Annotated in this window: 25 protein-coding genes; 17 read left to right on the forward strand and 8 right to left on the reverse strand. The window is 72.8% G+C overall.

The annotated features are described in order from the left end of the window. Positions 1-86: 86 nt before the first annotated feature. Positions 87-470 (forward strand): UBP-type zinc finger domain-containing protein, encoded by a 384-nt coding sequence (locus tag ACGF1Z_RS00495; protein WP_392998310.1) that lies wholly within the window; start codon positions 87-89, stop codon positions 468-470. A gap of 142 nt (positions 471-612) precedes the next feature. Here ACGF1Z_RS00495 and ACGF1Z_RS00500 read toward each other — a convergent pair whose 3' ends face one another. Further along, positions 613-1,101, reverse strand: coding sequence for a MarR family transcriptional regulator (locus tag ACGF1Z_RS00500; protein ID WP_392998312.1), 489 nt, complete (start codon positions 1,099-1,101; stop codon positions 613-615). Positions 1,102-1,190: 89 nt separating this feature from the next. On the opposite strand from ACGF1Z_RS00500, the gene ACGF1Z_RS00505 reads away from it, so the two are divergent. Then, positions 1,191-1,568 carry an HGxxPAAW family protein gene (locus ACGF1Z_RS00505; RefSeq protein ID WP_392998314.1) on the forward strand — a complete coding sequence of 126 codons (378 nt, stop codon included), beginning with the start codon at positions 1,191-1,193 and terminating at the stop codon, positions 1,566-1,568. Between the two features lie 27 nt (positions 1,569-1,595). Here the strand turns inward: ACGF1Z_RS00505 and ACGF1Z_RS00510 are convergent, their stop codons facing one another. Continuing rightward, positions 1,596-1,988 (reverse strand): RidA family protein, encoded by a 393-nt coding sequence (locus tag ACGF1Z_RS00510; RefSeq protein ID WP_392998316.1) that lies wholly within the window; start codon positions 1,986-1,988, stop codon positions 1,596-1,598. 406 nt (positions 1,989-2,394) lie between these two features. Here ACGF1Z_RS00510 and ACGF1Z_RS00515 point away from each other — a divergent pair, with 406 nt between their 5' ends. The 3 genes from ACGF1Z_RS00515 (at position 2,395) to ACGF1Z_RS00525 (ending at position 5,196) form a co-directional block, all read left to right on the forward strand. Further along, positions 2,395-3,432 carry a helix-turn-helix transcriptional regulator gene (locus ACGF1Z_RS00515; protein ID WP_392998318.1) on the forward strand — a complete coding sequence of 346 codons (1,038 nt, stop codon included), beginning with the start codon at positions 2,395-2,397 and terminating at the stop codon, positions 3,430-3,432. A gap of 131 nt (positions 3,433-3,563) precedes the next feature. Further along, positions 3,564-4,547: a hypothetical protein gene (locus tag ACGF1Z_RS00520; RefSeq protein WP_392998320.1), complete on the forward strand. Its 984-nt coding sequence runs from the start codon at positions 3,564-3,566 to the stop codon at positions 4,545-4,547. Between the two features lie 145 nt (positions 4,548-4,692). Next, positions 4,693-5,196, forward strand: coding sequence for a hypothetical protein (locus ACGF1Z_RS00525; RefSeq protein ID WP_392998322.1), 504 nt, complete (start codon positions 4,693-4,695; stop codon positions 5,194-5,196). Here the strand turns inward: ACGF1Z_RS00525 and ACGF1Z_RS00530 are convergent. Beyond that, positions 5,129-5,518: a hypothetical protein gene (locus tag ACGF1Z_RS00530; RefSeq protein ID WP_392998324.1), complete on the reverse strand. Its 390-nt coding sequence runs from the start codon at positions 5,516-5,518 to the stop codon at positions 5,129-5,131. The genes ACGF1Z_RS00525 and ACGF1Z_RS00530 overlap by 68 nt on opposite strands. 177 nt (positions 5,519-5,695) lie before the next feature. Between ACGF1Z_RS00530 and ACGF1Z_RS00535 the strand changes: the two genes are divergently transcribed. The 4 genes from ACGF1Z_RS00535 to ACGF1Z_RS00550 all read left to right on the forward strand — a co-directional run bounded on the left by ACGF1Z_RS00535 (position 5,696) and on the right by ACGF1Z_RS00550 (position 7,900). Beyond that, positions 5,696-5,917, forward strand: coding sequence for a hypothetical protein (locus ACGF1Z_RS00535; RefSeq protein ID WP_392998326.1), 222 nt, complete (start codon positions 5,696-5,698; stop codon positions 5,915-5,917). Between the two features lie 88 nt (positions 5,918-6,005). Beyond that, positions 6,006-6,362, forward strand: coding sequence for a PRC-barrel domain-containing protein (locus ACGF1Z_RS00540; protein WP_392998328.1), 357 nt, complete (start codon positions 6,006-6,008; stop codon positions 6,360-6,362). Between the two features lie 14 nt (positions 6,363-6,376). Further along, complete coding sequence (locus tag ACGF1Z_RS00545) at positions 6,377-6,547, forward strand: hypothetical protein (protein ID WP_393000353.1); 171 nt, start codon at positions 6,377-6,379, stop codon at positions 6,545-6,547. 261 nt (positions 6,548-6,808) lie between these two features. Continuing rightward, positions 6,809-7,900 carry a PP2C family protein-serine/threonine phosphatase gene (locus ACGF1Z_RS00550; protein WP_392998330.1) on the forward strand — a complete coding sequence of 364 codons (1,092 nt, stop codon included), beginning with the start codon at positions 6,809-6,811 and terminating at the stop codon, positions 7,898-7,900. Between the two features lie 59 nt (positions 7,901-7,959). Here the strand turns inward: ACGF1Z_RS00550 and ACGF1Z_RS00555 are convergent, their stop codons facing one another. Beyond that, positions 7,960-8,364: a nuclear transport factor 2 family protein gene (locus ACGF1Z_RS00555; protein WP_392998332.1), complete on the reverse strand. Its 405-nt coding sequence runs from the start codon at positions 8,362-8,364 to the stop codon at positions 7,960-7,962. Positions 8,365-8,445: 81 nt separating this feature from the next. On the opposite strand from ACGF1Z_RS00555, the gene ACGF1Z_RS00560 reads away from it, so the two are divergent. Further along, positions 8,446-9,012, forward strand: a complete 567-nt coding sequence (locus tag ACGF1Z_RS00560; RefSeq protein ID WP_392998334.1) for a GNAT family N-acetyltransferase — start codon at positions 8,446-8,448, stop codon at positions 9,010-9,012. A gap of 39 nt (positions 9,013-9,051) precedes the next feature. Here the strand turns inward: ACGF1Z_RS00560 and ACGF1Z_RS00565 are convergent, their stop codons facing one another. Then, entirely contained in the window at positions 9,052-11,448 is a 2,397-nt protein-coding gene (locus ACGF1Z_RS00565; protein ID WP_392998336.1) for a SpoIIE family protein phosphatase, read from the reverse strand. Between the two features lie 435 nt (positions 11,449-11,883). Between ACGF1Z_RS00565 and ACGF1Z_RS00570 the strand changes: the two genes are divergently transcribed. From ACGF1Z_RS00570 to ACGF1Z_RS00590, 5 genes are all read left to right on the forward strand, one after another. Beyond that, a complete protein-coding gene (locus ACGF1Z_RS00570; RefSeq protein WP_392998338.1) occupies positions 11,884-13,392 on the forward strand; it encodes a DUF4246 domain-containing protein in 1,509 nt (502 codons plus the stop codon). Positions 13,393-13,561: 169 nt separating this feature from the next. Continuing rightward, a complete protein-coding gene (locus ACGF1Z_RS00575; protein WP_393000247.1) occupies positions 13,562-14,392 on the forward strand; it encodes a Rieske 2Fe-2S domain-containing protein in 831 nt (276 codons plus the stop codon). A 280-nt stretch (positions 14,393-14,672) separates the two neighbouring features. Beyond that, positions 14,673-15,089 carry a phage holin family protein gene (locus ACGF1Z_RS00580; protein WP_392998340.1) on the forward strand — a complete coding sequence of 139 codons (417 nt, stop codon included), beginning with the start codon at positions 14,673-14,675 and terminating at the stop codon, positions 15,087-15,089. After that, positions 15,086-15,583 (forward strand): DUF3618 domain-containing protein, encoded by a 498-nt coding sequence (locus tag ACGF1Z_RS00585; protein ID WP_392998342.1) that lies wholly within the window; start codon positions 15,086-15,088, stop codon positions 15,581-15,583. The genes ACGF1Z_RS00580 and ACGF1Z_RS00585 overlap by 4 nt, the downstream gene beginning before the upstream one ends. After that, the gene (locus ACGF1Z_RS00590) at positions 15,580-15,846 is read left to right on the forward strand and encodes a DUF4235 domain-containing protein (RefSeq protein WP_392998344.1); all 267 of its coding nucleotides are present in this window, start codon (positions 15,580-15,582) and stop codon (positions 15,844-15,846) included. The genes ACGF1Z_RS00585 and ACGF1Z_RS00590 overlap by 4 nt, the downstream gene beginning before the upstream one ends. A 304-nt stretch (positions 15,847-16,150) precedes the next feature. On the opposite strand, the gene ACGF1Z_RS00595 is transcribed toward ACGF1Z_RS00590, so the two are convergent. The 3 genes from ACGF1Z_RS00595 to ACGF1Z_RS00605 are packed head-to-tail and all read right to left on the reverse strand — an operon-like array spanning position 16,151 to position 18,115. Beyond that, a complete protein-coding gene (locus ACGF1Z_RS00595; protein ID WP_392998346.1) occupies positions 16,151-17,188 on the reverse strand; it encodes an iron-containing redox enzyme family protein in 1,038 nt (345 codons plus the stop codon). Further along, positions 17,188-17,385, reverse strand: coding sequence for a CDGSH iron-sulfur domain-containing protein (locus tag ACGF1Z_RS00600; protein ID WP_392998348.1), 198 nt, complete (start codon positions 17,383-17,385; stop codon positions 17,188-17,190). The genes ACGF1Z_RS00595 and ACGF1Z_RS00600 overlap by 1 nt, the downstream gene beginning before the upstream one ends. A 43-nt stretch (positions 17,386-17,428) precedes the next feature. Further along, on the reverse strand, positions 17,429-18,115 hold the full coding sequence (locus ACGF1Z_RS00605; RefSeq protein ID WP_392998350.1) for a HemK2/MTQ2 family protein methyltransferase: 687 nt from the start codon (positions 18,113-18,115) through the stop codon (positions 17,429-17,431). Positions 18,116-18,828: 713 nt separating this feature from the next. Here ACGF1Z_RS00605 and ACGF1Z_RS00610 point away from each other — a divergent pair. Both ACGF1Z_RS00610 and ACGF1Z_RS00615 read left to right on the forward strand, forming a co-directional pair. Continuing rightward, entirely contained in the window at positions 18,829-20,379 is a 1,551-nt protein-coding gene (locus ACGF1Z_RS00610) for an amino acid adenylation domain-containing protein (RefSeq protein ID WP_392998352.1), read from the forward strand. Next, positions 20,369-20,665, forward strand: coding sequence for an acyl carrier protein (locus ACGF1Z_RS00615; protein WP_392998354.1), 297 nt, complete (start codon positions 20,369-20,371; stop codon positions 20,663-20,665). The genes ACGF1Z_RS00610 and ACGF1Z_RS00615 overlap by 11 nt, the downstream gene beginning before the upstream one ends. Positions 20,666-20,684 lie beyond the last annotated feature (19 nt).

The raw sequence follows: 20,684 nt of genomic DNA on the forward strand, positions 1-20,684 counted from the left end.
TCGCCCCGGTGCGATCTCCGCATCCGCCGTCGCGCGTACGGCAGAAGCAAGGGTGTCCCCACGAGCCGCACGAAGGGTGGACGAACGTGATCACGAACGAGGATTCGTCCACCCCGGCACCGGAGCACCCCCGCCACGGCTCGGCGGACTCCGGCAGCCGCCAGGGGTGGGCGGTGGCCCGGGACGGCGGCCGTCCCGAGGGCGGCGTCTGCACGCACCTCGCGGCCGTGGTGGAACCGCCTGACCCGGGACCACGCGAGGTCTGCGAGGAGTGCCTGGCCCTCGGGCGCGAGTGGGTTCGCCTGCGCTGGTGCACGACCTGCGGAAACGTCGGCTGCTGCGACAGCTCGCGAGGTCAGCACGCGTACGGACACCACAGGCGCACCGGCCATCCGATCGTCATCTCCCTGGCGCCCGACGAGTCATGGGCGTGGTGTTACGCCGACGAGGTGTTCCTCGTCGAGGCCTGATGCCGTGGGCGCGTCGGCATCGAGCGGGTGCCCGCTCGGCGGGCTGAGCGACCGCCTCGACAGAAGGGCGGAGGCATGCGGGGCTGCCCGCCGATGCCGCTGTTCACGTCACGTACCGAGGAACTGGGGGGCGGGGGTCCGGTCAGCCGGCCTCGGCTTCGCGTGCCTCCTCCAGAGAGGCGCCCATGATGGCCGTCGCCCGAGTGAGCCAGTCGGACAGCACCGCGATCTCCTCCTCGGAGTAGTCCGCGAAGAGTGCCGCGATACGCCGGTAGTTGGGGCCGTAGACCTCGGACAACCGCTCCGCCGCCGAGGCGTCGGCGACGACGTGGACCCGCCTCCGGTCCCCCGGGTCGCTGCGGCGCCTGGCGTATCCCGCACGTTCGAGCCGGTTGATGACCCCGGTGATGGCCCCGGTCGTCAGGTTCGCCCGCTGCGCCAGGTCGCCGGCGGTGAGGGCCGTGCCCGCCCCCTCGGCCTCCAGGATGAAGCCCATGCACGTGAGATCCGTGACGTTCAGCCCCAGGCGTTGGGCCATGTGGTGCTGGGCGACGATGCCCAGCGCGATGAGGTGATCCATCTGGGCGTGTGCCTGCTCAGGGGTGGAACGGGGGCGCTCCTTGCCAGCCAACGCAAATTTCCCTTAGTCTCTAAGTAGCTTAGCTCGTGAGATAAAACTTCCTCTGGATCAGCGTATCCCCGGCCCCTCGAAAGGACGCCATGAGCGCACACGGCAATGTCGACCTCGGCCACACCGTCGCCGGCTGGACCGGAACGGCGGTCGCCGTCGTCGGCCTGAGCGTCCTCGGACTCTCCGTCGTCACCGTCTCGCCGCCGCTGGCCCTGCTGGGCGCGGGGCTCGGCGTGCTCGCCGCCCTCACCACCTGGTGGCTGCACCTGGCGGGATGGGGCAAGCCCACGGGGCCCCGCCCCGAAAGCGAGTGGTCCTGGCGTGTGAGAGACCGGACAGCACTCCGCGGGCACCCCCACTGCCTCGGATGCCGCCTGGCCGGGCGGCGCCCCGAGGGGCGCCGCATCCTCGCGGCGCCCGAAGCCCGCGTGAACGCGAGCACGGCGGGGGACCGGGCGGCGGCGTGAGGCGCCGGCACCGCCCGGCCGCCCCTCTTATTCGGGAATGACCGCCACCGCGTCGATCTCCACGAGCGCGCCCGGCCGGGCGTGTCCGGCGGTGGTGACGACCGTGACGGCCGTCCGGTGATCGCCCCACACCGAGCGCGACGCCGCGTATCCCGCACGGGCGTCGACCCCGGCGACGAGGTAGATGTTCAGTTTGGCCACGTGCTCGGGTCCGGTGCCTGCGGCGGCGAGCACGGTCAGCACGTTGCGCATGGCCTGCGCGGTCTGCGCCTCGACACCGTCGAGGAGCGTGCCGCTGCTGTCGGTGCCGAGCTGGCCGCCGACATGGAGCATCCGCGCGGCGGGGGTGATCACGCCCTGGGTGAACGCCGGGTTGTGGTGGAGCTCTTCGGGGTCGAGGTGGGTCGTCATCGCGGTCATGAGGGTCTCCTGACAGGTGTCGGTTCTCGCGTGATGGTGGAGGCCGCGCAGCGGGCAGACCTCGGGCTTGGGATCGGTTCACGGCGGATGGGCAGCGCCCAGCCCGCCACGGGCGCCCCCGGGGAGGGCTCCTCCTTCCTCGGGCCCCTCCCCCACCCGGTCGCCGTAGAGCCGGGCGTCGCCGGGGACGCGTACTCCGCCCGGCCGGACGGCGATCCCGGTGCCGATCCGGTCCGGTGCGGTCGTCCGCGCGGCCGGCGCTCCCCCAGGTCCCGTACGCCGCCGGCCGCACGCCGGCGTGCGCTCGCACGGCGCGCGGCCGCATCGCATGCGTCTGTGTCCATGGCCCCAGGCTGGCAGCCATGGCGGACAGGATCGGTCCGCCATCTGTGACAGCCTGAGCGGCATGAACGTGGCAAGCGGTGACGAGCGCGACACGACGGAGCGGGTGCTCACCCTGCTCGGGCTGCTGCAGCAGCGCCAGGTCTGGACCGGCCCCGAACTCGCCGACCGGCTCGGGGTCACGACGCGCACGGTACGGCGCGATGTCGAGCGGCTGCGCACCCTCGGCTACCCGGTCCACGCCGCCTACGGGGTCGGCGGCGGCTACCGGCTCGGCCCGGGGCAGCAGCTGCCTCCGCTGCTCCTCGACGACCAGGAGGCCATCGCCACCGCGGTATCGCTGCTCGCCGGGGCGGGCGGCGCGGTCGCAGGCGCCGGGGACGCCGCGCTCCGGGCGCTGACCAAGCTCGACCAAGTCCTGCCCACCCGCCTGCGGCACGAGGTGCGCGCGCTGTCCGGCTCCGTCGAGTCCTTCGACGGAGGCCGCGTCCCGGTCGACCCCACCGTGCTCATGACCCTGGCCAGAGCCTGCCGCGACGAGGTCGAGACGGCCTTCGGCTACCCGTCAGGGAACGACGTGCGCCCCCGGCGCGCCGAGCCCTACCGTCTGGTGGCCTCGGACCGGCGCTGGTACCTCTTCGCCTACGACCTCGACCGCGCCGACTGGCGCAGCTTCCGCGTCGACCGGATGACCGATGTCTCCGCACGGACCTGGCGCTTCCGCCCGCGCCCGTCGCCCGACGCGGCGGCGTACGTCCAGGAGGGGGTCGCGAGCCGGGTCTACCCGCACCGGGCGCGCTTCCTCGTGCACGCGTCGGCCGACACCGTACGCGCGCAGATTCCGGCGGCGGCGGCCGTGGTACGGCACCGGGGGGACGAACAGTGCGAGGTGCTCAGCGGCGCCGCACGCCTCGACGCCGTACTCCTGCACGTCCTCCTGCTGGGGCACGACTTCGAGGTCCTCGACCCCCCGGAGCTCGGAGCCCGTTGCCGCGCGCTGGCACAGCGCCTTTCGGCCGCCGGCGCGTCGTTCGAGCCGCCGCCGGACGGGGACGGGCGGCCCGCCGGGCCGGAGGAGGTCCGCGGGACCGGGAACGAGTAGGAACGGGGGCGGCGCCGCCCGACGCCCCACGCGGTCGGAGGTCGCAGGCAACGCGGGCGCCCGATCCGACGTCTGCCAAGCGGAGAACGAACCAGGTGGACCGACCCCCACCGTGTGAAGGGAGCCTGCTGGTGCTCATAGGACTGCTGACCGCCGTCGCCGCCTCGATCTGTTACGGCACGGGGTCCGTGCTCCAGGCGGTCGGCTCCCGGAAGTCCGCCCGGCGCGAGGCGGCCGTGGCCGGCCAGGTGACGCAGCATGGCGGGCCGAGCCTGTCGTCGACCGCTAAAGCCGCGATGACCTGGGAGTTCATCGTCGGGACGATCCTGGACTTCGTGGGCTTCGGACTCGGCGCGCTCGCCGCCCGCATGCTCCCGCTGTTCCTCTCCCAGACGGTGATCAGCGCCAACCTGGTCATCACGGCCGTCCTCAGCGTGCGGTTGCTCCGCATCCGGCTGACCCGCGCGGAGTGGGCCTCGATCGGTGTGGTCTGCTCGGCCCTGGTGCTGCTGGCGAGCGCGGCGGGCCCGGAGGGCAGCGGACGCACCCCGATCGCGACGCACTGGTGGCTGCTCGCGGTGTCGGTGCTGCTGATGGGCGGCGGCACGGTCCTCGTACGGATGCTCGGCAACCGGGCCGCGATCCTCGCGGGCCTCCTGTCCGGTCTCGGCTTCGGCGCGCTGGGGGTCGGAGTGCGGATCCTGAACGGCATCGACCCCTTCGATCCGGGTGCGCTCCTGACCGACCCTGCGCTGTACGCGATCCTCGTGGCCGGCATCGGTGGCATGTACCTGCACACGCTCGCGCTCCAGATCGGGTCGGTCAACGGCGCGACGGCGGCGCTCGTGGTCGGCGAGACGGTGCTGCCGGGGATGATCGGTGTGTGGTGGCTGGGCGACGCCTCCCGCCCGGGCTTCGCCTGGCTCGCCGTCCTCGGCTTCGTGCTGGCGGTGACGGGCGCGGTGGCGGTGGCGTGGTTCGGTGCCCCGGAGAGCCACGGTTCGGAGGCCGGGAGCCTGCCGGGGGACGAGGGCCTGCCGGCGCCCGGGAGCCTGCCGGAGGGCGAGGGCCTGCCGGGGTCCTCGCCCGTTGCGGAGCCCGCGCGCGTGCCGTAGTCCCGGCCCTCACCCCCACGGCTCCGCACCGGTCCGGCCCCGCCGGCGGGTGCGGGATGGGGAGGTTTCCCGTCAGGGGAAGGCGGAGCACTCCAACGGGGCACCTGCGGCTGCGGTCTCCCGAGCCCGCCCGGAGCCTGAGGGCATGGAACGCCGTACGAAGGTCACCGTGCGTCCGCCGGACAGCCGCGGACTGCGCGAGGTGCGCATCGGCCCCGAGACCCTGGACAGCGCCTGGTCCCTGCGGGAGCTGCGGAGCATCCTCCGCCGCAACGGCTACCCGCGGAACCTGGACCTCGACGACAGGGCGGCGGTGGTCTGGTGCGGCGGCGGCAGCGAGGTCTGGCCCGATCGCGCGTGGCGCAGACGCCTGCTCATCGGGTTCATGTCGTTCGGGCTGGTGGCCTGCATGGCCCTGCTGGTCGTCATCGGCGTTCCCGACGCCTTCGACGCGATCACGTTCGCGGGACGGATGACCGGCTTCCTGTTCATCCTCGGCGGCCTGGTCCAGGGAGCGGCCGCCGTCGCGACCTTCGACTACTGGGGAAAACGCGGGGCAGGCGGCGGGGCACGCCGGCGTTCTAGCGTGGCGCGCGGAGCAGGGCTGCGAGGGACGCGGCGAACTCCACCGGATCCACGGGCAGGGTGACCACGGCGTCTGCGTGGCTCCAGGTGGCCAGCCACGCGTCCTGCGGCCGTCCGATCAGGAGAAGGACCGGTGGGCACCGGTAGACCTCGTTCTTGATCTGCCGGCAGACTCCCATGCCACCGATCGGGACCGCTTCTCCGTCCAGCACGCAGGCGTCGATGCGGCTGGTGTCCAAGGCCAGCAGGACCGCGGGCAGGGTCGCACATTCGACGAACCCGACCGGCGGGACGTCGGACGCGGGGCTGCGGCCGGTGGCGAGCCGGACCTGTGCCCGGACGGCGGCGTCGCTGCTGTACAGGAGCACTGAGACGCTCGACGGCATCGTTTCTCCGACTGCGTGATCGGCCGCTGCGGACCGGAGACCGCACCTGCCCGGCGACCTCCGGAACCTGGATGTTCAAAATTTCATGAATCGGGTATTCGCGCATGTTCGGCACTATCCGGGCACCTGCTCCGCTCTGCGGAGCAGGCACGCGACACGGCACGGCGGTGAGACCCGATGACCCGATGCAAGACCCCCGACTACCGCACCGGACACCGCGGCCGGCACTGGACCCACGCCCTGCGCTGCGCCCAGAAGACCGGAGCCGTCATCGTCACCGACGAGACCGGCGAACCGGTGGCCTACGCCCACGAGGCGTCCGGGCCCGGTCGCTTCAGGCCCTGGGTCACCGAGAGGGGATCGCGGTACGACAGCCATGACGTGCACCCCGAGTGGTGACGCACGGGCCTCCCCGCCTCTCCGTCCGCGGGCGGAACATCGCTCTCGGCCACATGATGGAGTCCCGCCAGCGAACGGAGCCCGACAGATGATCCAGATCGCCGATATCCGCGAGTGGCGCGAGCACGACGTCGTCGATGCGGACGGAAAGAAGATCGGCACGCTCGAGTCGGTCTACGTGGACACCGCGACGGACGAACCGTCGTTCGCGACGGTGACCGTCGGTCTTCCCACCCGGCACCGGCTCGTGTTCGTCCCCCTCGACGACGTCACGGTCGGCCCTGGCTATCTGAAGGTCCCGTTCGCCAAGTCCCTGGTGAAGGACGCGCCGGCCATCGACATGGACGGGGTGCTGGCGGCCGAACGGGAACCCGACGTCTTCGCGCACTACAAGCTGGAGTACCAGCCCGGCGCCGGTGGTGAGCGGCGTCTGGCCAGGCGCTGACGGCGGGAGAGGCCGTGATGATCTGGGTACTGCTGCTCGTGATCGCCGCGATCGCGCTCGGCATCGTCGGCGCCGTCGCCGACGGGCTCTTCTATCTGCTGGTCATCGGCGTGCTCGTGTTCGTCGTTGCGCTCGCCCTGGGGGCCGTGCGCTTCCGGCGCGGCGGGCGCCGCCCGATGCGCTAGCGACAGGACGCGAAGGGCGCGCCGCGTCGTCCGTCCGTTCGTCGCGGCCGCGCCACGGCGTGGCCGCGACGACCACTCCTGTTCCGGACGTGGCAGGGTGAACACTCCTGGTGTCCCCCTCTCGCCTTCCGTGATGACTCCCGGGCCCGTGCAGGTGCCAGCCCCCCCGGTGACGCCACGGAGGCCTGCAGGGGTGCCCGTCGCGCGCGACGCCCGCTCGTCGCGTCGCTGAGCCGGCTCCGCGCGGATACGCTGGGATTCATGATCGAGTCCGGACGGCTGTGGCTCCGCCGGAGCCACGGCTACGGCAGGCTGGTGCGGCTGTCGCCGGTGATTCTGACCGTCGTGATCGCCGGCCTGGCCTACGCCACTCCGCCGGAGTTGGCGTTCAGCCGTCTCCTGCCCGCGGCGCCGGCTCTGGCCGCCTCCATGTGGCCGGTCCTCCCGACCATCCTGCTCGGGACCGTCTGTCTGCTGCTGATGGTCGGACTCAGCTTCGTCTTTCCCGATCTGGGCACGTGGTGGACGTGCGGCGGGATCATCGCGGTCACCGTGGCCGCCGCGTACGGAAGCCATGTGCGGCTTCAGCGGGAGCGCACCCTCTTTCACGTACGGCTCGTCGCCGACGCCGCCCAGCAGGTGGTGCTGCGGCCCCTGCCGCGCCGTTTCCAGAACGTCGAGATCGAGTCGCTGTACCTCTCCGCCGCCGCGGAGGCACGCATCGGCGGGGACTTCTACGAGGTGGTCGATACGCCGTACGGGGTACGGCTGCTCATCGGCGACGTACGGGGCAAGGGGCTGCCCGCGGTGGGGGCCGCTGCGGCGATCGTCAACGCGTTCCGGGAGGCGGCGTACAGCGAGGCCGCCATGACCGACATCGCCCGCAGGCTCGACGCCAGCTGCGCCCGGCACAACACCGCCCATCCGCCCGAGGCGCCGATGGAGCGCTTCGCCACCGCTCTGCTCGTCGAGATCCCGCATCGAGGGAGCCGCATCACCGTCGTCAACTGCGGACACCCCCCGCCGCTGATCCGCAATCCGAAGGACGTACGGGTCCTCGAGCCGTCCGACCCGTCCCCCCTGCTCAGCCTCGCGGAACTGATCGGTGACCACTACCGCGTGGACGCGTTCGACTTCTGGCCCGGTGACGTTCTCCTCCTCTACACGGACGGCATCGCCGAGACGCGCGCCCGGGACGGCGAGTTCTTCCCGTTGACGGCCTGGATGCGGCGTCAGCCCCCCGTGCCTCCCCGCGATCTGCTCACGGCCCTGCACCACGACCTCCTCCGTCACAGCAGAGGCAATCTCGACGACGACATCGCCGCCCTGGCGGTACGCCTGCACACTCCATGAGCCGTGCACCGCGTCTGTCGACACGAGACCCGGCCGACGGGGGTCACGGGCCCGCGCCGTCAGTCGCCGAAGTACGCCTTGGCCACGGCGTAGGTGTCCTCGTACAGGTGGTAGCGGGTGATCCGTCCGTCGCGGACGGTGGTGTGCAGGGCGAAGGCCGTGTCGATGGTCCGGCCCGTCGTCCTGACCTCGGAGACCATGTGCCCGAAGAGCACGACGTCGTCGCCGTCGACGAGCACCTGACGGAGGTCGAACCGCTCGGCGCGCACATGCGTGCGGAGCAGGTCGAAGAACGTGCGCATGCCGTCGGCGGAGTCGACCTCCGGCACCCAGGGCACGCCCGGCGGGTGCGGAACCGAGAACGACACCGAGTCGGCGAACAGGGCCGCCGCCTCCGCGGTCCGGCCTTCGGCGAGCAGCGGGAACAGGCGGGTCACGGTCGTCGCCGGTGATGCGTCCGTCATGCGTGCCGATCCTACCGACGGTCACGGCGGATCACCATGAACAACCCCCTGCATAGGGCGGATTCCACGTACGATCCGGCGATGAACACTCCCGTCCAGCTCCACGTCGCCGCGACGCCGGCCGCCCCGGCCCTCCTCCTCCGCCCCTGGTGCACGGACGACGTCGCCGCGCTCGTCCAGGCGTTCCAGGACCCCGTTCTGCGGCGCTCCACCAGTGCCCCTCCGGAGAGCGAGGAGGACGGCCTGCGGTGGGTGCGGGAGCAGGAGCAGGGCTGGGCGACGGGAAGCCGGCTCGCCTTCGCCGTACTGGAGACGGCGGCCGAAGCGGCGCCCCCTCGCCCGGTGGGCAACGTGGTCCTGAAGGGGGTCGCGCCCGGCAGACCGTCCGCCGAGGTGGGCTACTGGACGGCGGCGCACGCCCGGGGGCGAGGTGTCGCCCCACGGGCGCTGGAGGGTGTCACCGGTTGGGCTTTCGCCGCCTTCGGGGCCGACGGCCTGGAAACCCTCGAACTCCTCCACCAGGTGGACAACGCGGCTTCCTGCCGCGTCGCCGAGAAGAGCGGTTACGGCCTGGACGGGATCCTTCCGGCGTTCCCTCCCGTTTACCCGCTCGACGGACACCGGCACGTACGCCGCGCACCGGCCTGAACACGGTTCCGGCGCCGCCCGCCGGGGCGGCCCGGTCCGTCAGATCCCGGGCAGGGCCTGTTCCGCCCAGATCGTCTTCCCCGTCGGCAGGTAGCGCGTCCCCCAGTGCTCGGTGAGCTGGGCGACCATGAACAGGCCACGTCCGCCCTCCTCGTCGCTTCCGGCGTAACGGGCGTGCGGTGAGGTGTGCTGCGAGTCGGAGACCTCGCAGATGAGGGAACGGTCCCGGATCAGCCGGAGACCGATCGGACCGGCGGCGTACCGGATGGCGTTGGTGACCAGCTCGCTGACCACCAGTTCCGTGGTGAAGGCCAGGTCGTCCAGTCCCCACCGTTCGAGCTGCTCCACGGCCATCGAACGGGCGCGTGCGACCAGGGCGGGGTCCGGGGACAGCTCCCAGGCCGCCACCTGGCGTGCCCCCAGCGCACGGGTGCGCACGACCAGGAGCGTCGCGTCGTCCTGCACCTCGCCCGTGGACAGCTCCGCGACGATCTGGGCGCAGAGGCGGTCGGGCGACGTTCCCCGCTGCTCGCCGAGGACCGCGGCCAACCGGTCCAGTCCCACGTCGATGCCCTGCCCGCGGGCCTCCACGAGGCCGTCGGTGAACAGGACGACCAGGCTGCCCTCGGCGAGCTCCACGTCGACGCTCTCGTAGGGAAGCCGCCCCACGCCCAGCGGAGGGCCCGGCGGCAGGCGGAGGAAGCCGACGGGGCCGTGCGGCTGCGCCACGGCCGGTGACGGGTGCCCCGCCGCGGCCCAGGTGCTCGTCCGGGACGCCGGATCGTAGATGCCGTAGACGCAGGTCGCTCCGACGGCGCCGCCGCCGTCCGCCCCGTTCGCGTTCTGGTCCGGCGCCTCCCTGCCGACCTGGTCGTTCAGCCGGGCCAGGAGTTCGTCCGGCGCGAGGTCCAGCTCGGCCAGCGTGCGCACCATGGCCCGCAGGCGTCCCATGGAGGCGGCGGCCCCGAGTCCGTGGCCGACGACGTCGCCCACGACGAGGCCGACACGAGCGCCGGAGAGCGGAATGACGTCGTACCAGTCGCCGCCGGCGCCGAGGTGGCTGTCGGCCGGCAGGTAGCGGCTCGCCGCCTCGACCGCGCTCTGCTCCGGCAGCGATCGTGGCAGCAGACTGCGCTGGAGCATGAACGCGGCGGTGTGCTCCCGGCGGTACCGCCGGGCGTTGTCGATGCACACGGCGGTCCGCGACGCCAGCTCCTCGGCCACTGACCGGTCGCCGTCGTCGAAGGGCTCCGAGGCGTCGCCCCGGACGAAGGTGACGAGCCCCAGGGATGTCCCGCGCACGATCAGCGGGACGTACAGCCGTGTCGACGCGGCCAGGGCATCGGTGGTCGGCCGGCCCCTGGCCAGGCTCTCGGCCTGCGGGGATCCGGCGGGGTACGCGACGGCCCGGCCCACCCCGGAGGGGGGTCCGGCGGAATCCGCCACGCGGACGAGGTCGGCCGCGGCGACGGTCTTCGGTTCCTCGCCCTCCAGCACGTCCGCCGCTACGTCGACGAGGACGGCGTCGGCATAGTGCGGTACGGCGACCTTGGCGAGTTCCGCCGCCGTTCCGGACGGATCGAGCGTCGAACCGATCCGTGCGCCGGCCTCCGCGAGGAGTTCGAGGCGCTGCTGAGCACGGTAGTGGTCGGTGACGTCGATGGACTGTTCGCACACGCCCACCGGCTCTCCCCGGCCGTCCAGCAGGCGGAAGTAGGACGATGACCAGACGTGCTCGCGCCCGGGGTCGGCCGGGGCACGCCCGCGGAAGTGCACGTCGATGACCGGCTCGCCGGTATCCAGGATCTGCTGGAAGAGGTCCTCCGGCGGCGCGAGATGCTGGGTGGTGAGGACATCGCCGGGAAAGAGCTCGGTCATGGAGCGGCCCAGCAGTTCGGTGAGGTCGCCGCCCATCTCCCGGATGCTGGATTCGTTGGCCCACAGGAGGCGCGCGCCGGGGCCGTAGATGGTGAGGGTCACCGGCGACTGGGTCACGAGTCCCTGCAACATCGCCTGGCGGGTCTCCCACCAGCGAAGCTTCTCCAGCTCGGACGCCATGAGGACGGCGGTGGGGGCCCGGCCGGAGGCTGCCTCGTCGGAGGCGGGCGTCAGCGGATGCAGAGTGACCGCCACCCGTACGGTGTCCCCGTTGCGGTGGCGCACGTCCATGACGGCACTGTGCGTCCCGCCGAACCGCGGCGGCCGGCCAGGCCGTGACTCGTCGGATGCGGCGCGGTCCGCCGGGGAAGGCGCGATCAGGTCGGCCGCGCGGCGTCCCAGTACCTGCGAAGCGGAATAGCCCAGGAGGGCCTCGGCCTCACGACTCCACCCGACGAGAACGCCGTCCGCCGCGAGCAGCGCGAACGCCGCCGGGGGCGGGCCCAGGTGCCCGCCGTCGTCCGCCCCGGCGTGAGGCGTGAAAGGCAGCCCTTCCATGGTCCCATCATGCTGCCGAGCGGTTCCGGCCGCAGTGCGCTCGGTCCGGCCCCGGGTGGCCACGGTACAGCGCGGGCGGGAGGCGGCGGGCCGCCGGGCGCTCCGCTGCGGGGTCGGTGCGGGCAGGGCGCCCGTCGTCGTCGGGCCGTCGCGCTGCCCGGCCATCCGTGTGGCGACAGGTGTCGTACGGCCGCACGGTGCCGGGCGTCGAGTCCGGTCGGCCCAGCTCTCACCGCCCTCAGAGGCCTCCCCGCTCCGGTCACGTCCTCGTGGGCCCGGTTGCCGTGCCGGCGGAGCGGTGTACGCATGCCGTTCCGGCGCGACGGGGCTGGTCTTCCTGGCCGCCGAACGACCACGACGGGGACCACGGCGGCGGTGTCAGTCGGTTCACGTATTCTTCCGGCCACCGCACACCGACTCGAAGGAACAAGAGAATTGACTGGCCTGCCCGCCTTCCCGCTGCCCTTTCAGGCGTCCCGTTCGCTGTCGTTCGCAACACCCCGAACGCTGCGGGAGCTTCAGATGATGCGGTGCAGCGCGCACATCCGGGCGAAGCCGGGGTGGTTCGAGAAGATGCACGACGCCGACATCGTCGCCAGGTGGACGCGTGAAGCGGTCGCCCAGGGCCTCACCGAGGCGCAGGTCCGCTATGTCCTCGACGAACTCGGCTATTACGCCGCCCTGCGGGACGCAGGTACCGGCGTCGAGGTGTCCGCGGTCGACGGGGTGTGGCAGTCGGACACGCTCGTCGACGACGAGCTGAGGGCCCGGCTGCGCGAGGCGGTCGCGGTCCTGGAGCAGGTCCCCGAGGCGGAGCGGGACTGGCATCCCGGATCGGGCGGTCAGGTACTGGATCTGGTTCATCCTTCACTCTTCTGCCTGGTGAGGGAGGCGAGTGGCGGCCCCGAGCGGGCTTGGCGGAATCCGACGAACCCGTACTCGAAGCACGAGTTCTCGGAGAGGTTCCAGTGGCTTCCCACGGACGTCGACGTCAGTGACGACGGCGAGGTCGCCTTCCGTTCCTACGTCAACAACGTCCACCCGGAGGCGCACCGAGAATTGGCGGCCGTCCTGCCGGACCTGTTCGCCCGGATGCGCCCGCTCCTGGAGAACGTGCTCACCGATCTGCGCCATCCGCGGCCGCTGCGGATCGAGGCCGATCCCTACGGATGGTACGACTCCCGGCCGGAGTATCCGCGCAAGTCCTCCTACAGTGACGCCGGGGCCTACGCGGATGCCGTTGCCGTATGGGAAGAGGCCCAGGAGGACTGGTGGGGGAACCGTCGGCCGGTCGTCCCGGACGCCCCGGCCTTCACCCCGCCCGCACTGCCCGACACCTCCGCCCGAGTCGACCTGCGCGGTCGCGGCCTCCAGGTCATCGTCAAGCTCGCCACCATTCATCTCACCCCGGACCGGCCGGAGTACGCCGGCGGTTCCTGGCACGTCGAGGGGATGCTGAACGAGCGGATCGTCTCGACCGGCATCTACTACTGGGACAGCGAGAACATCAGCGAGAGCCGGCTGAGTTTCCGGGCGGCACTCGACGACCCGGACTACGAACAGAACGACGACGACGGCATGCGCGAGGTCTACGGGCTGGAGGACGAAGACGCCCTGAACCAGGTCCTCGGCTCGGCATCGACTCCGGCGGGCCGCTGCCTGGCGTTCCCCAACATCCTGCAGCACCGGGTCGACCCGTTCCGCCTCGCGGACCCCACCCGCCCGGGATACCGCAAGATTCTCGCGTTCTTCCTGGTCGACCCGTCGGAGACGATCGTCTCGACCTCCGACGTGCCGCCGCAGCAGCCCTGGTCCGACACCTCGACCATGACGCTCGAACAGGCCAAGGACTTCCGCGAGCAACTCATGCAGGAACGCAAGTTCTTCGTCGACGAGCACAACGAACAGCTCTACGAGCGCGAATTCTCCCTCTGCGAGCACTGAACCGCGTCCCTGAAGCACCGACCGGCGGCTCCCCCGGTCGCGCAAGGCGAGTCCCGCTCACCGTTTCGACTCGTACGGGGCGGTTACACGCGGGGGTGTGAAGAGCTACGAATCCGCCCTGCGGTCGGTTCTGCCTTCCGGGCAGGAGGCCGGCGTCGTGCTGAGGGCGATGGATCGTCTGGAGAAGTCTCCGCGCAGCGACCGGGTCGTGGACGCCCTCCGCGGAGTGGTACGGCGTCTTCCGCTGGGGTCCGCGCGGGACGCCCTGCACGGGCGGTGGCTCGGGCACCCGGTGCATCCGCTGCTCGTGCAGTTTCCCGTCGGCGCGTGGCTGTCGGCCGCCGTGCTCGACCTCGTGCCCGGCCAGTCCCGCGCCGCACGGTTGCTCGTCGGCGCGGGACTCGCCGGGGCGGGGCCCGCCGCCGTCGCCGGGTGGGTCGACTGGGCCGAGATGCCGCGGCCGCAACTGCGCGTCGGCCTGGTGCACGCCGCGTCCAACATCGTGGGGGTCGGGCTGTACGCCGCCTCGCTGACCGCCCGCTGCCGGGGCCGGCACTGGCGTGGCCGGATGTGGGGCTTCTGCGGCCTCACCGCAATCGGCGTGGGCGGCGCGATCGGCGGACACCTCGCCTACCGGCAGGCCGCCGGCGCCAACCACGCCGAGCAGGTCCCCGCGCTCGTCCCGCCCGGGTGGCACACTGTCGCGGCCCTCGCGGACCTGCCGCTCGGGCGGCCGTACCTCGGGCACGTCGGAGAGGTCGCCGTGGTCGTCGTGCGCACCGGTGAGGACACCGTCCGGGTACTGGCGGACCGGTGCAGCCACATGGGCGGACCGCTCTCCGAGGGCGAGGTCGTCGACGGGTGCGTGGTCTGCCCCTGGCACGGCAGCACGTTCCGCCTGGAGGACGGCTGGAACGTGACGGGGCCGGCCACCGCTCCGCAGCCCGCCTTCGAGTGCCGGATCGTCGAGGGGCGCGTCGAGGCCCGCTTCTCCTCGTGACGGGCGGACCGGGGCCCGCGGTGACCGCAGGGCCAGGGCGTCGCGGCCTGGTCCCGGGCCACGGGACGCGATCGTGCCGGTCGACGGCCGGGGCCGATTCCTTCGCGCGTAGCAGACCGGCGGCCGCCGTCGAGCCCGCGGCCGCCGGTCTGCTACCGCGCGCGCCCGCATGTTCCCCAGATGGCCGCCATGCCGATGCGTGATCGGTGGGTGACCGGCCGGTTGGCGGGTAGGCGCGGCTGGGACACCCCACGCGAAGCCGACGACAAGGAGGAACCGGATGACTTCCGTCGGAAGCCGGCCCGGCCACGGCGGGGACGAGCCAGTGGGCGAGCTCGTCAAGCGCGCGTCGCAGCAGATCTCGGAACTGGTCCGCGAGGAGATGCGGCTGGCCGGGGCGGAGATGGCCGGGAAGGGCAAGCGCTACGGGATCGGCGGCGGTCTGTTCGGCGGAGCCGGCCTCGTCGGCTTCCTGGCCGCTCAGGCCCTGGTCGCCGGGGCGATCGCCGCCCTCGCGCTGGCCCTGCCGGTGTGGGCTTCGGCGCTGGTCGTGGCCGTCCTGCTCGCGACCGCGGCCGCCGTGCTGGCGGCGGTGGGCAGGAAGCAGGTCGCCAGGGCCGGGAGTCCCGCGCCCGGACAGACCATCGACAGCATCAAGGCCGATGTGGCCGAGATCAAGGAAAGGGCACACCGATGAGCCATCAGTCCCCCGGCGACGAACCCGCGCCGACCACGGACCAGTTGCGCGAACAGGTCGAGCGCACGCGCGAGAACCTGGGGCGGACCGTGGAAGCGCTCGCGGCCAAGGCCGACGTCAAGAAGCAGGCCAAGGACAAGGCAGCCGTGGTGAAGGATCAGGCCAAGGACAAGGCAGCCGTGGTCAAGGAGCAGGCCGCAGCGAAGGCGGCCCAGGCCGCCGGGCAACTCCGGCACAAGGCCGTCCAGGCCGTCGAGGCGGCCAAGGACAGGACTCCCGATCCGGTGCGGGACGCGGCTGCCCGCGCCGCCGCGCGCATACACGAGGGCGCGGTCGACGCCGGGCACCTGGCAACGGCCACGGCCCCGGAACAGGTCCGCAAGGGAGCCGCTTCGGCCGCGACCAGGGCGCGGTCCATTCGCCCCGCACTACTGGCAGGGGGCGCGGCCCTGGTGGCCCTCCTGCTGCTGCGGCGCACCTGGCGGCGCAAATGAGGGTATCCAAGATCGCCTACAAGCCCGTCGGCATGACGCTCGGCGCCGTCAGCGGCCTCATCGCCGGTGCGGCCTTCCGGCAGGTGTGGAAGATGGTCGGCCACGAAGACGACGCCCCCCACCCCACCGACGAGGACCGGAACTGGCCCGAGGTCCTGGTGTCCGCCGCTCTGCAGGGGGCGATCTTCTCCCTCGTCAAGGCCGCGGTGGACCGCGCGGGGGCCGCGACCACCCGACGTCTGACGGGCACCTGGCCCGGCTGAACCCGTCCGCCGTGGGCCGGGCCACCCGGCCCACGGCGGGCCGGCCGTCCCCTGCCCCCGCGCCGTCCCCGGCCTCCGCGCCGGCACGGAGGAGGCGGCCCCGGAAGGGCGCGGGGCGCCCGCGCACCCCGCGCCGATGCCGCACCCCGACGGCCGATGCCCGGCGCCCGGCGCCCCGGGGCCGATGCGCCGAGAACCCGGGCCTGCCCCGGGTTCTCGGCGCATCTCCCCACCGCCGCGAACCCGGCCACCCGTCACGGCCGTCCACTCCCCCGGTCGGCCGCTCCCACCCCCCGCCGAAGGGTCATCGCCCGGCTTCGGTCAGGGGTGCACGCAGAGCGCTCCGCCCCTGTTCCCAGGCCTGGCGGATGTGGTGGGCGAGGCGGTCCTCCGTCAGGACGGTGGCCGCGCATCCGAAGGCGACATCGGCCTCCAGGGCGGGCTCGTCGGCGAGCAGCCCGCCGATGACCTCGTGCCGTACGACCTGTTCGTGCACGGCGTCGGCCTCGACGTGCTCCGCGTAGAAGTGTTCGGCGGCGTCTCCGGCGCCACAGCGCCGCATGGCACGGGCCAGGCGCCTGGAGCCGGGGGACGAGGTGACCTCGACGCAGGCGAAGTGGCCCACCAGGGCGCCCCGCAGCCTGCGGTGGAGGCCGAGGAGGGACATCAGGTTCACGGTCGCGAGGAGCGGCGCGGGGGCGTGTTCCAGGTAGCGGCCGTAGGTGGTGTCCAGGCCGAGATCGGCCATGAGGTCGGCGAACAGCCGCGCGTGGATCCGGTCGGCGCGGCCGGCGCCGAACTCGTCGTACTCGATGGCGACCATGGCCGCCTTGGACCGGCCCGTGAGGCGGGGGATCACCCAGGCGTGCGGGTCCGCCTCCTTGAGGTGGTAGAGGGAGCGGAGCGCGGCGTACTCGCGCAGCTGCCACAGCTCCCCGTGGGTCTCCAGGTGGCGGCTGAGGCTCCCGGAGAGGTCCACGGGTTCCACGAGCAGCGGGGCGAAGGCGTCCTCGACGGTCCTGGGGGCGTCGGACAGCTCCGTGCGCAGGGCGTCGAGGAAGCGGGCTTCCAGCGCGGCGCGCAGTCGCAGGAGCTCCGGGTCCCATTCGAGCGCGTCCGAGACCTCGTCGAAGCCCCGGTAGTGCAGCTCGTACAGGAGGTAGAGGGCGAGCTGGAGGTCCTCGCCCCACGGGTCGGCCCGTGACACGGCCGCGGCCTCGTACGCGGGCGCCTCACCGCTGCGCAGGGCTTCGCAGACCGCGCGGGAGAGCGGGCCACGGTCGGCGGCCAGGCGGGGGCCCTGTCCGGTGTCCGGCCGGCCCGGGTGCCGGGGATCGGGCATCAGCGGTTCCTGTCCTCGGGTGGGCGAGCGGCTCGCTCGCGGCGGCGGTGGCTGGTGTCGCACCAGGGGTACGTACGGCTGCGACGGCAGGTGCACACCGCGACCATGAAGCGGTCGGAGCGGGCGGTCGTGCCGTCCTCCAGCACGATCTCCACCGGTCCCTCGACGAGGATCGGCCCGTCCGGTTCGGCGAACACGCGGTGGGCTGGTCCCGTCGGAGGGGCGGGACGCGGCCGGGGGTCAGAGTTTCCGGGCACGGACGACCACCAGCTCTTCCCATTCGTCGGTGCGGTCCGCGAGGCCCCGGCGTTCCAGCCAGTCCCGCCGCCCGCGCAGGACCGGGCCCCAGGGCACGGTGGCCCGGTCGGTGATGCGTGCGTCCAGTCCCGCCCCGGTCAGCCGGTCCAGGGTCTCCTGCGGGCCGCACATGACCGAGTGCACCATGAGCAGCACACCGCCCGGCCGCAGCAGGGCCGGAGCGTCGTCGCAGATGCGGTCGATCAGCAGGCGCCCGTCGTGACCCGCGTCCCAGGCCCGTTCCGGCCCGCGCGACGGTGGCTCCGCCCCCGGGGCGGGCACGTACGGCGGGTTGGCGACGACGAGGTCGAATCGGCGGCCGACCGTACGGGCCGCGAAGTCGCCGTGCAGGACGCGCAGGGACAGCCGGTACAGAAAGGCGTTCAGGCGCGCCGTGACGACCGCCCGCCACGAGACGTCGACGGCAGTGACCGCGGCCCCGCTGCGTGCGGCGTGCAGGGCGAGCGCTCCGGTCCCGGTGCCGATCTCCAGCACGCGGTTTCCGGGGCCCAGGTCCTCTCGGGCGAGTGCTCCGGCGAGCAGACGGGTGTCGGCCTGGGGCCGGTACACCCGCGGAAGGGCGACCAGACCGCCCGGCAGCGCACCCCGGGCCGGGGCCGTACTTGACATCGCGTACCTCCAAGTCGAACGCGGCACCTTGTCGGGCCACCCGCACTGATCCCGACCTGCGCATGCCCCGACCGCGTCACCTCATTCCGGACGCGCGCCTCCGGCCCGCCCGATCGGCCGGATTCCGCAGCGGGGCGGCCTCTGCACGCCTGCCCTCCGGGCGCCTGCGACCAGGGCTCTCGCCGCTCTCCCGCCCCGGACGAGGAGTCCGGGGCGGACGGCTCACCGAACGCGGGGCACCGCCCGTACGGGCGGGAACGCTCCGGATCCCGTCCGGGCGGGAACGCTCCGGACCACGCGGGGGACCCGTCGCACCTGGCGAACGGGGCACGCCGCCGACGGGCTCCGTGCCGCCTGAGCGCACAGGCCCCGTCACTCCGCGCTGCGGCAACCGACGTGCCCGGCGTCCCCTGGGCGCTCACCCGCCACTTTCGGCCTCCGTGCGTGCCGGGGCCCGGAACCGCGGCCTCCGCGGGTTGCCTCCCCGTCGTCGCCGGCCGCTTCCCGACGACTCGGAACCGCGGCCTCCGCCGAAGCGGAAGCCAGGCCTTCGCAGGGGCTCTGACCTGCTGGAGCGCAGGCGCTCACGCCGCGTCCACGGAGATCACCCAAATCTCCTCAACTTCCGTTGTGGCAACACTTGTTCGGAGGTAGAGTCCCCGTTCGTCGGGCACGGACAGGCGCTTTCAAGCTTATTTGGGGCGATCAAGTCGATGCAGTGCGAGACCTACCGAACCACCCCTGACCTCATCGAGGTCTTCACGGAAGCCGCACTCCGCGACCCGGAGCGCGCGGCACTGGTCCACGAAGGGCAGGTCCTGACCTACCGACGGCTGCACGGGCTCGTGACCGGGCTCGCGGAGCGGCTCGGCCCCCGGCCCGGAACGATCGCCGTACCCGCGACGCACACCCCGCAGACCGTGGTCGCCGCTCTCGGCGTTCTCGCGGCCGGCGGCGTCTACTGTCCGGTGGACCCGGCCTTCCCCCTCTCACGCCAGCAGGACATGGCCTCCGCGGCGGCATGCCGCGCGATCGTCGCCACCGGTATGACCCTCAGCCCTGGACTCGGCTTACCCACCGTCGTGCTGGACGACCCGCGCCCCACGGCGGCCATCCCGGAGGGAGCCGGGGGCGTCGGGCCGGCGCCGGACCCGGAAGAGCCCGCCTACGTCCTCTTCACCTCCGGTTCCACCGGCCGGCCGAAGCCGGTGGTGACACCACGCCGGGCCATCTCGGCCTCCGTGCACTCGCTCCGCGAACTCTTCGCCCTCACGCCTGAGGACCGGGTGCTGCAGTTCGCCTCGCTCAACTGGGACACCTCGCTCGAAGAGATCTTCCCGACGCTGACCGCGGGAGCCACCCTGGTCTTCGCCGACGAGGCCCACTCGGGCTCCTTCCCCCGGTTCCTGCGCATGGTCGAACGCGAGCGGGTCAGCGTCCTCGACCTGCCCACGGCCTTCTGGCACGAGCTCGTGATCCACCTCGCGGAGGAGGCAACGGCGCTTCCCGACTGCGTCCGGCTGATGGTGATCGGCGGCGAGGCCGTCAGTCCGGCCCGGCTGGCAGACTGGAGCCGCCTCGGCACCGGCCGGATCCGCCTGGTCAACACCTACGGGTGCACCGAGACCACCCTGGTCACACACGCGGTCGATCTGCACGGCCCCGGCGCCCCCGTCCCGGGCTGGGACTGGGACAGCGGCACCAGGGCGCCGATCGGCCGGGCCCTCCCCCACGTCGTCGAGGACGTAGGCGACCGGGGCGAGCTGCTGATCGGCGGTCCGGCGCTGGCCCTCGGCTACCGGGGGATGCCCCGGGCCACCGAGGAGGCGTACGCCGTCGTGGGCGGAACACGCCGGTTCCGGACGGGCGACCGGGTCAGCAGGACGCCGGACGGCCTCCTCACCCACGAGGGCCGCCTGAACGACGAGATCAAGATCCGGGGCATCCGTGTCGATCCCGGCGAGGTGGAGACGCACCTCGCCGCCCATCCCTCGGTGAACGCGGTGGCCGTCACCGGGGTCACCGCCGCCGGCCGCGCCGCCCTGGTCGCCTACGTCGTGCCGCGGCCGCACACGGAGACCGGGGGCCTGGACATCGACCTGCGGACCTACCTGCGCGAGCGGGTCCCCGCCCATCTCGTGCCGAGCCGGATCACCGTCGTCCCGCAGCTCGTGCTGACCACGAGCGGCAAGGTCGACCGCAAAGCCTCGCACCTCCGCTACGCAACCGTGAACAGGTCAAAGGAGACCGTTGATGAGCGTTGACACCACCGCCTCAGACGCCGGGGGCACGCCCGCCGGCCCAGGCGCCCCCGCCGGTCCCCGGGCCGGCGCCGACACCGAGGGTGTGGTGGCGATGTTCCGGCGCGTACTGGAGGTCGAGGAGATCTCCGCGGACTCGGACTTCTTCCTCCTCGGGGGTGACTCACTCGTCGCCACCCGGGTGCTCAGCTCCGTCGCCCGGTCCTACGGAGTGGAGCTGACCTTCGAGGACTTCATCGGCGCCCCGACCCCCGCGCGCCTGGCCGCGAAGATCGCGGCCGCCCGGTGAGCGCCCGCGACGGGTCCGT

Origin of the sequence: Streptomyces sp. NPDC048018 (genome assembly GCF_043202995.1) — a bacterium.
Taxonomy (GTDB): domain Bacteria; phylum Actinomycetota; class Actinomycetes; order Streptomycetales; family Streptomycetaceae; genus Streptomyces.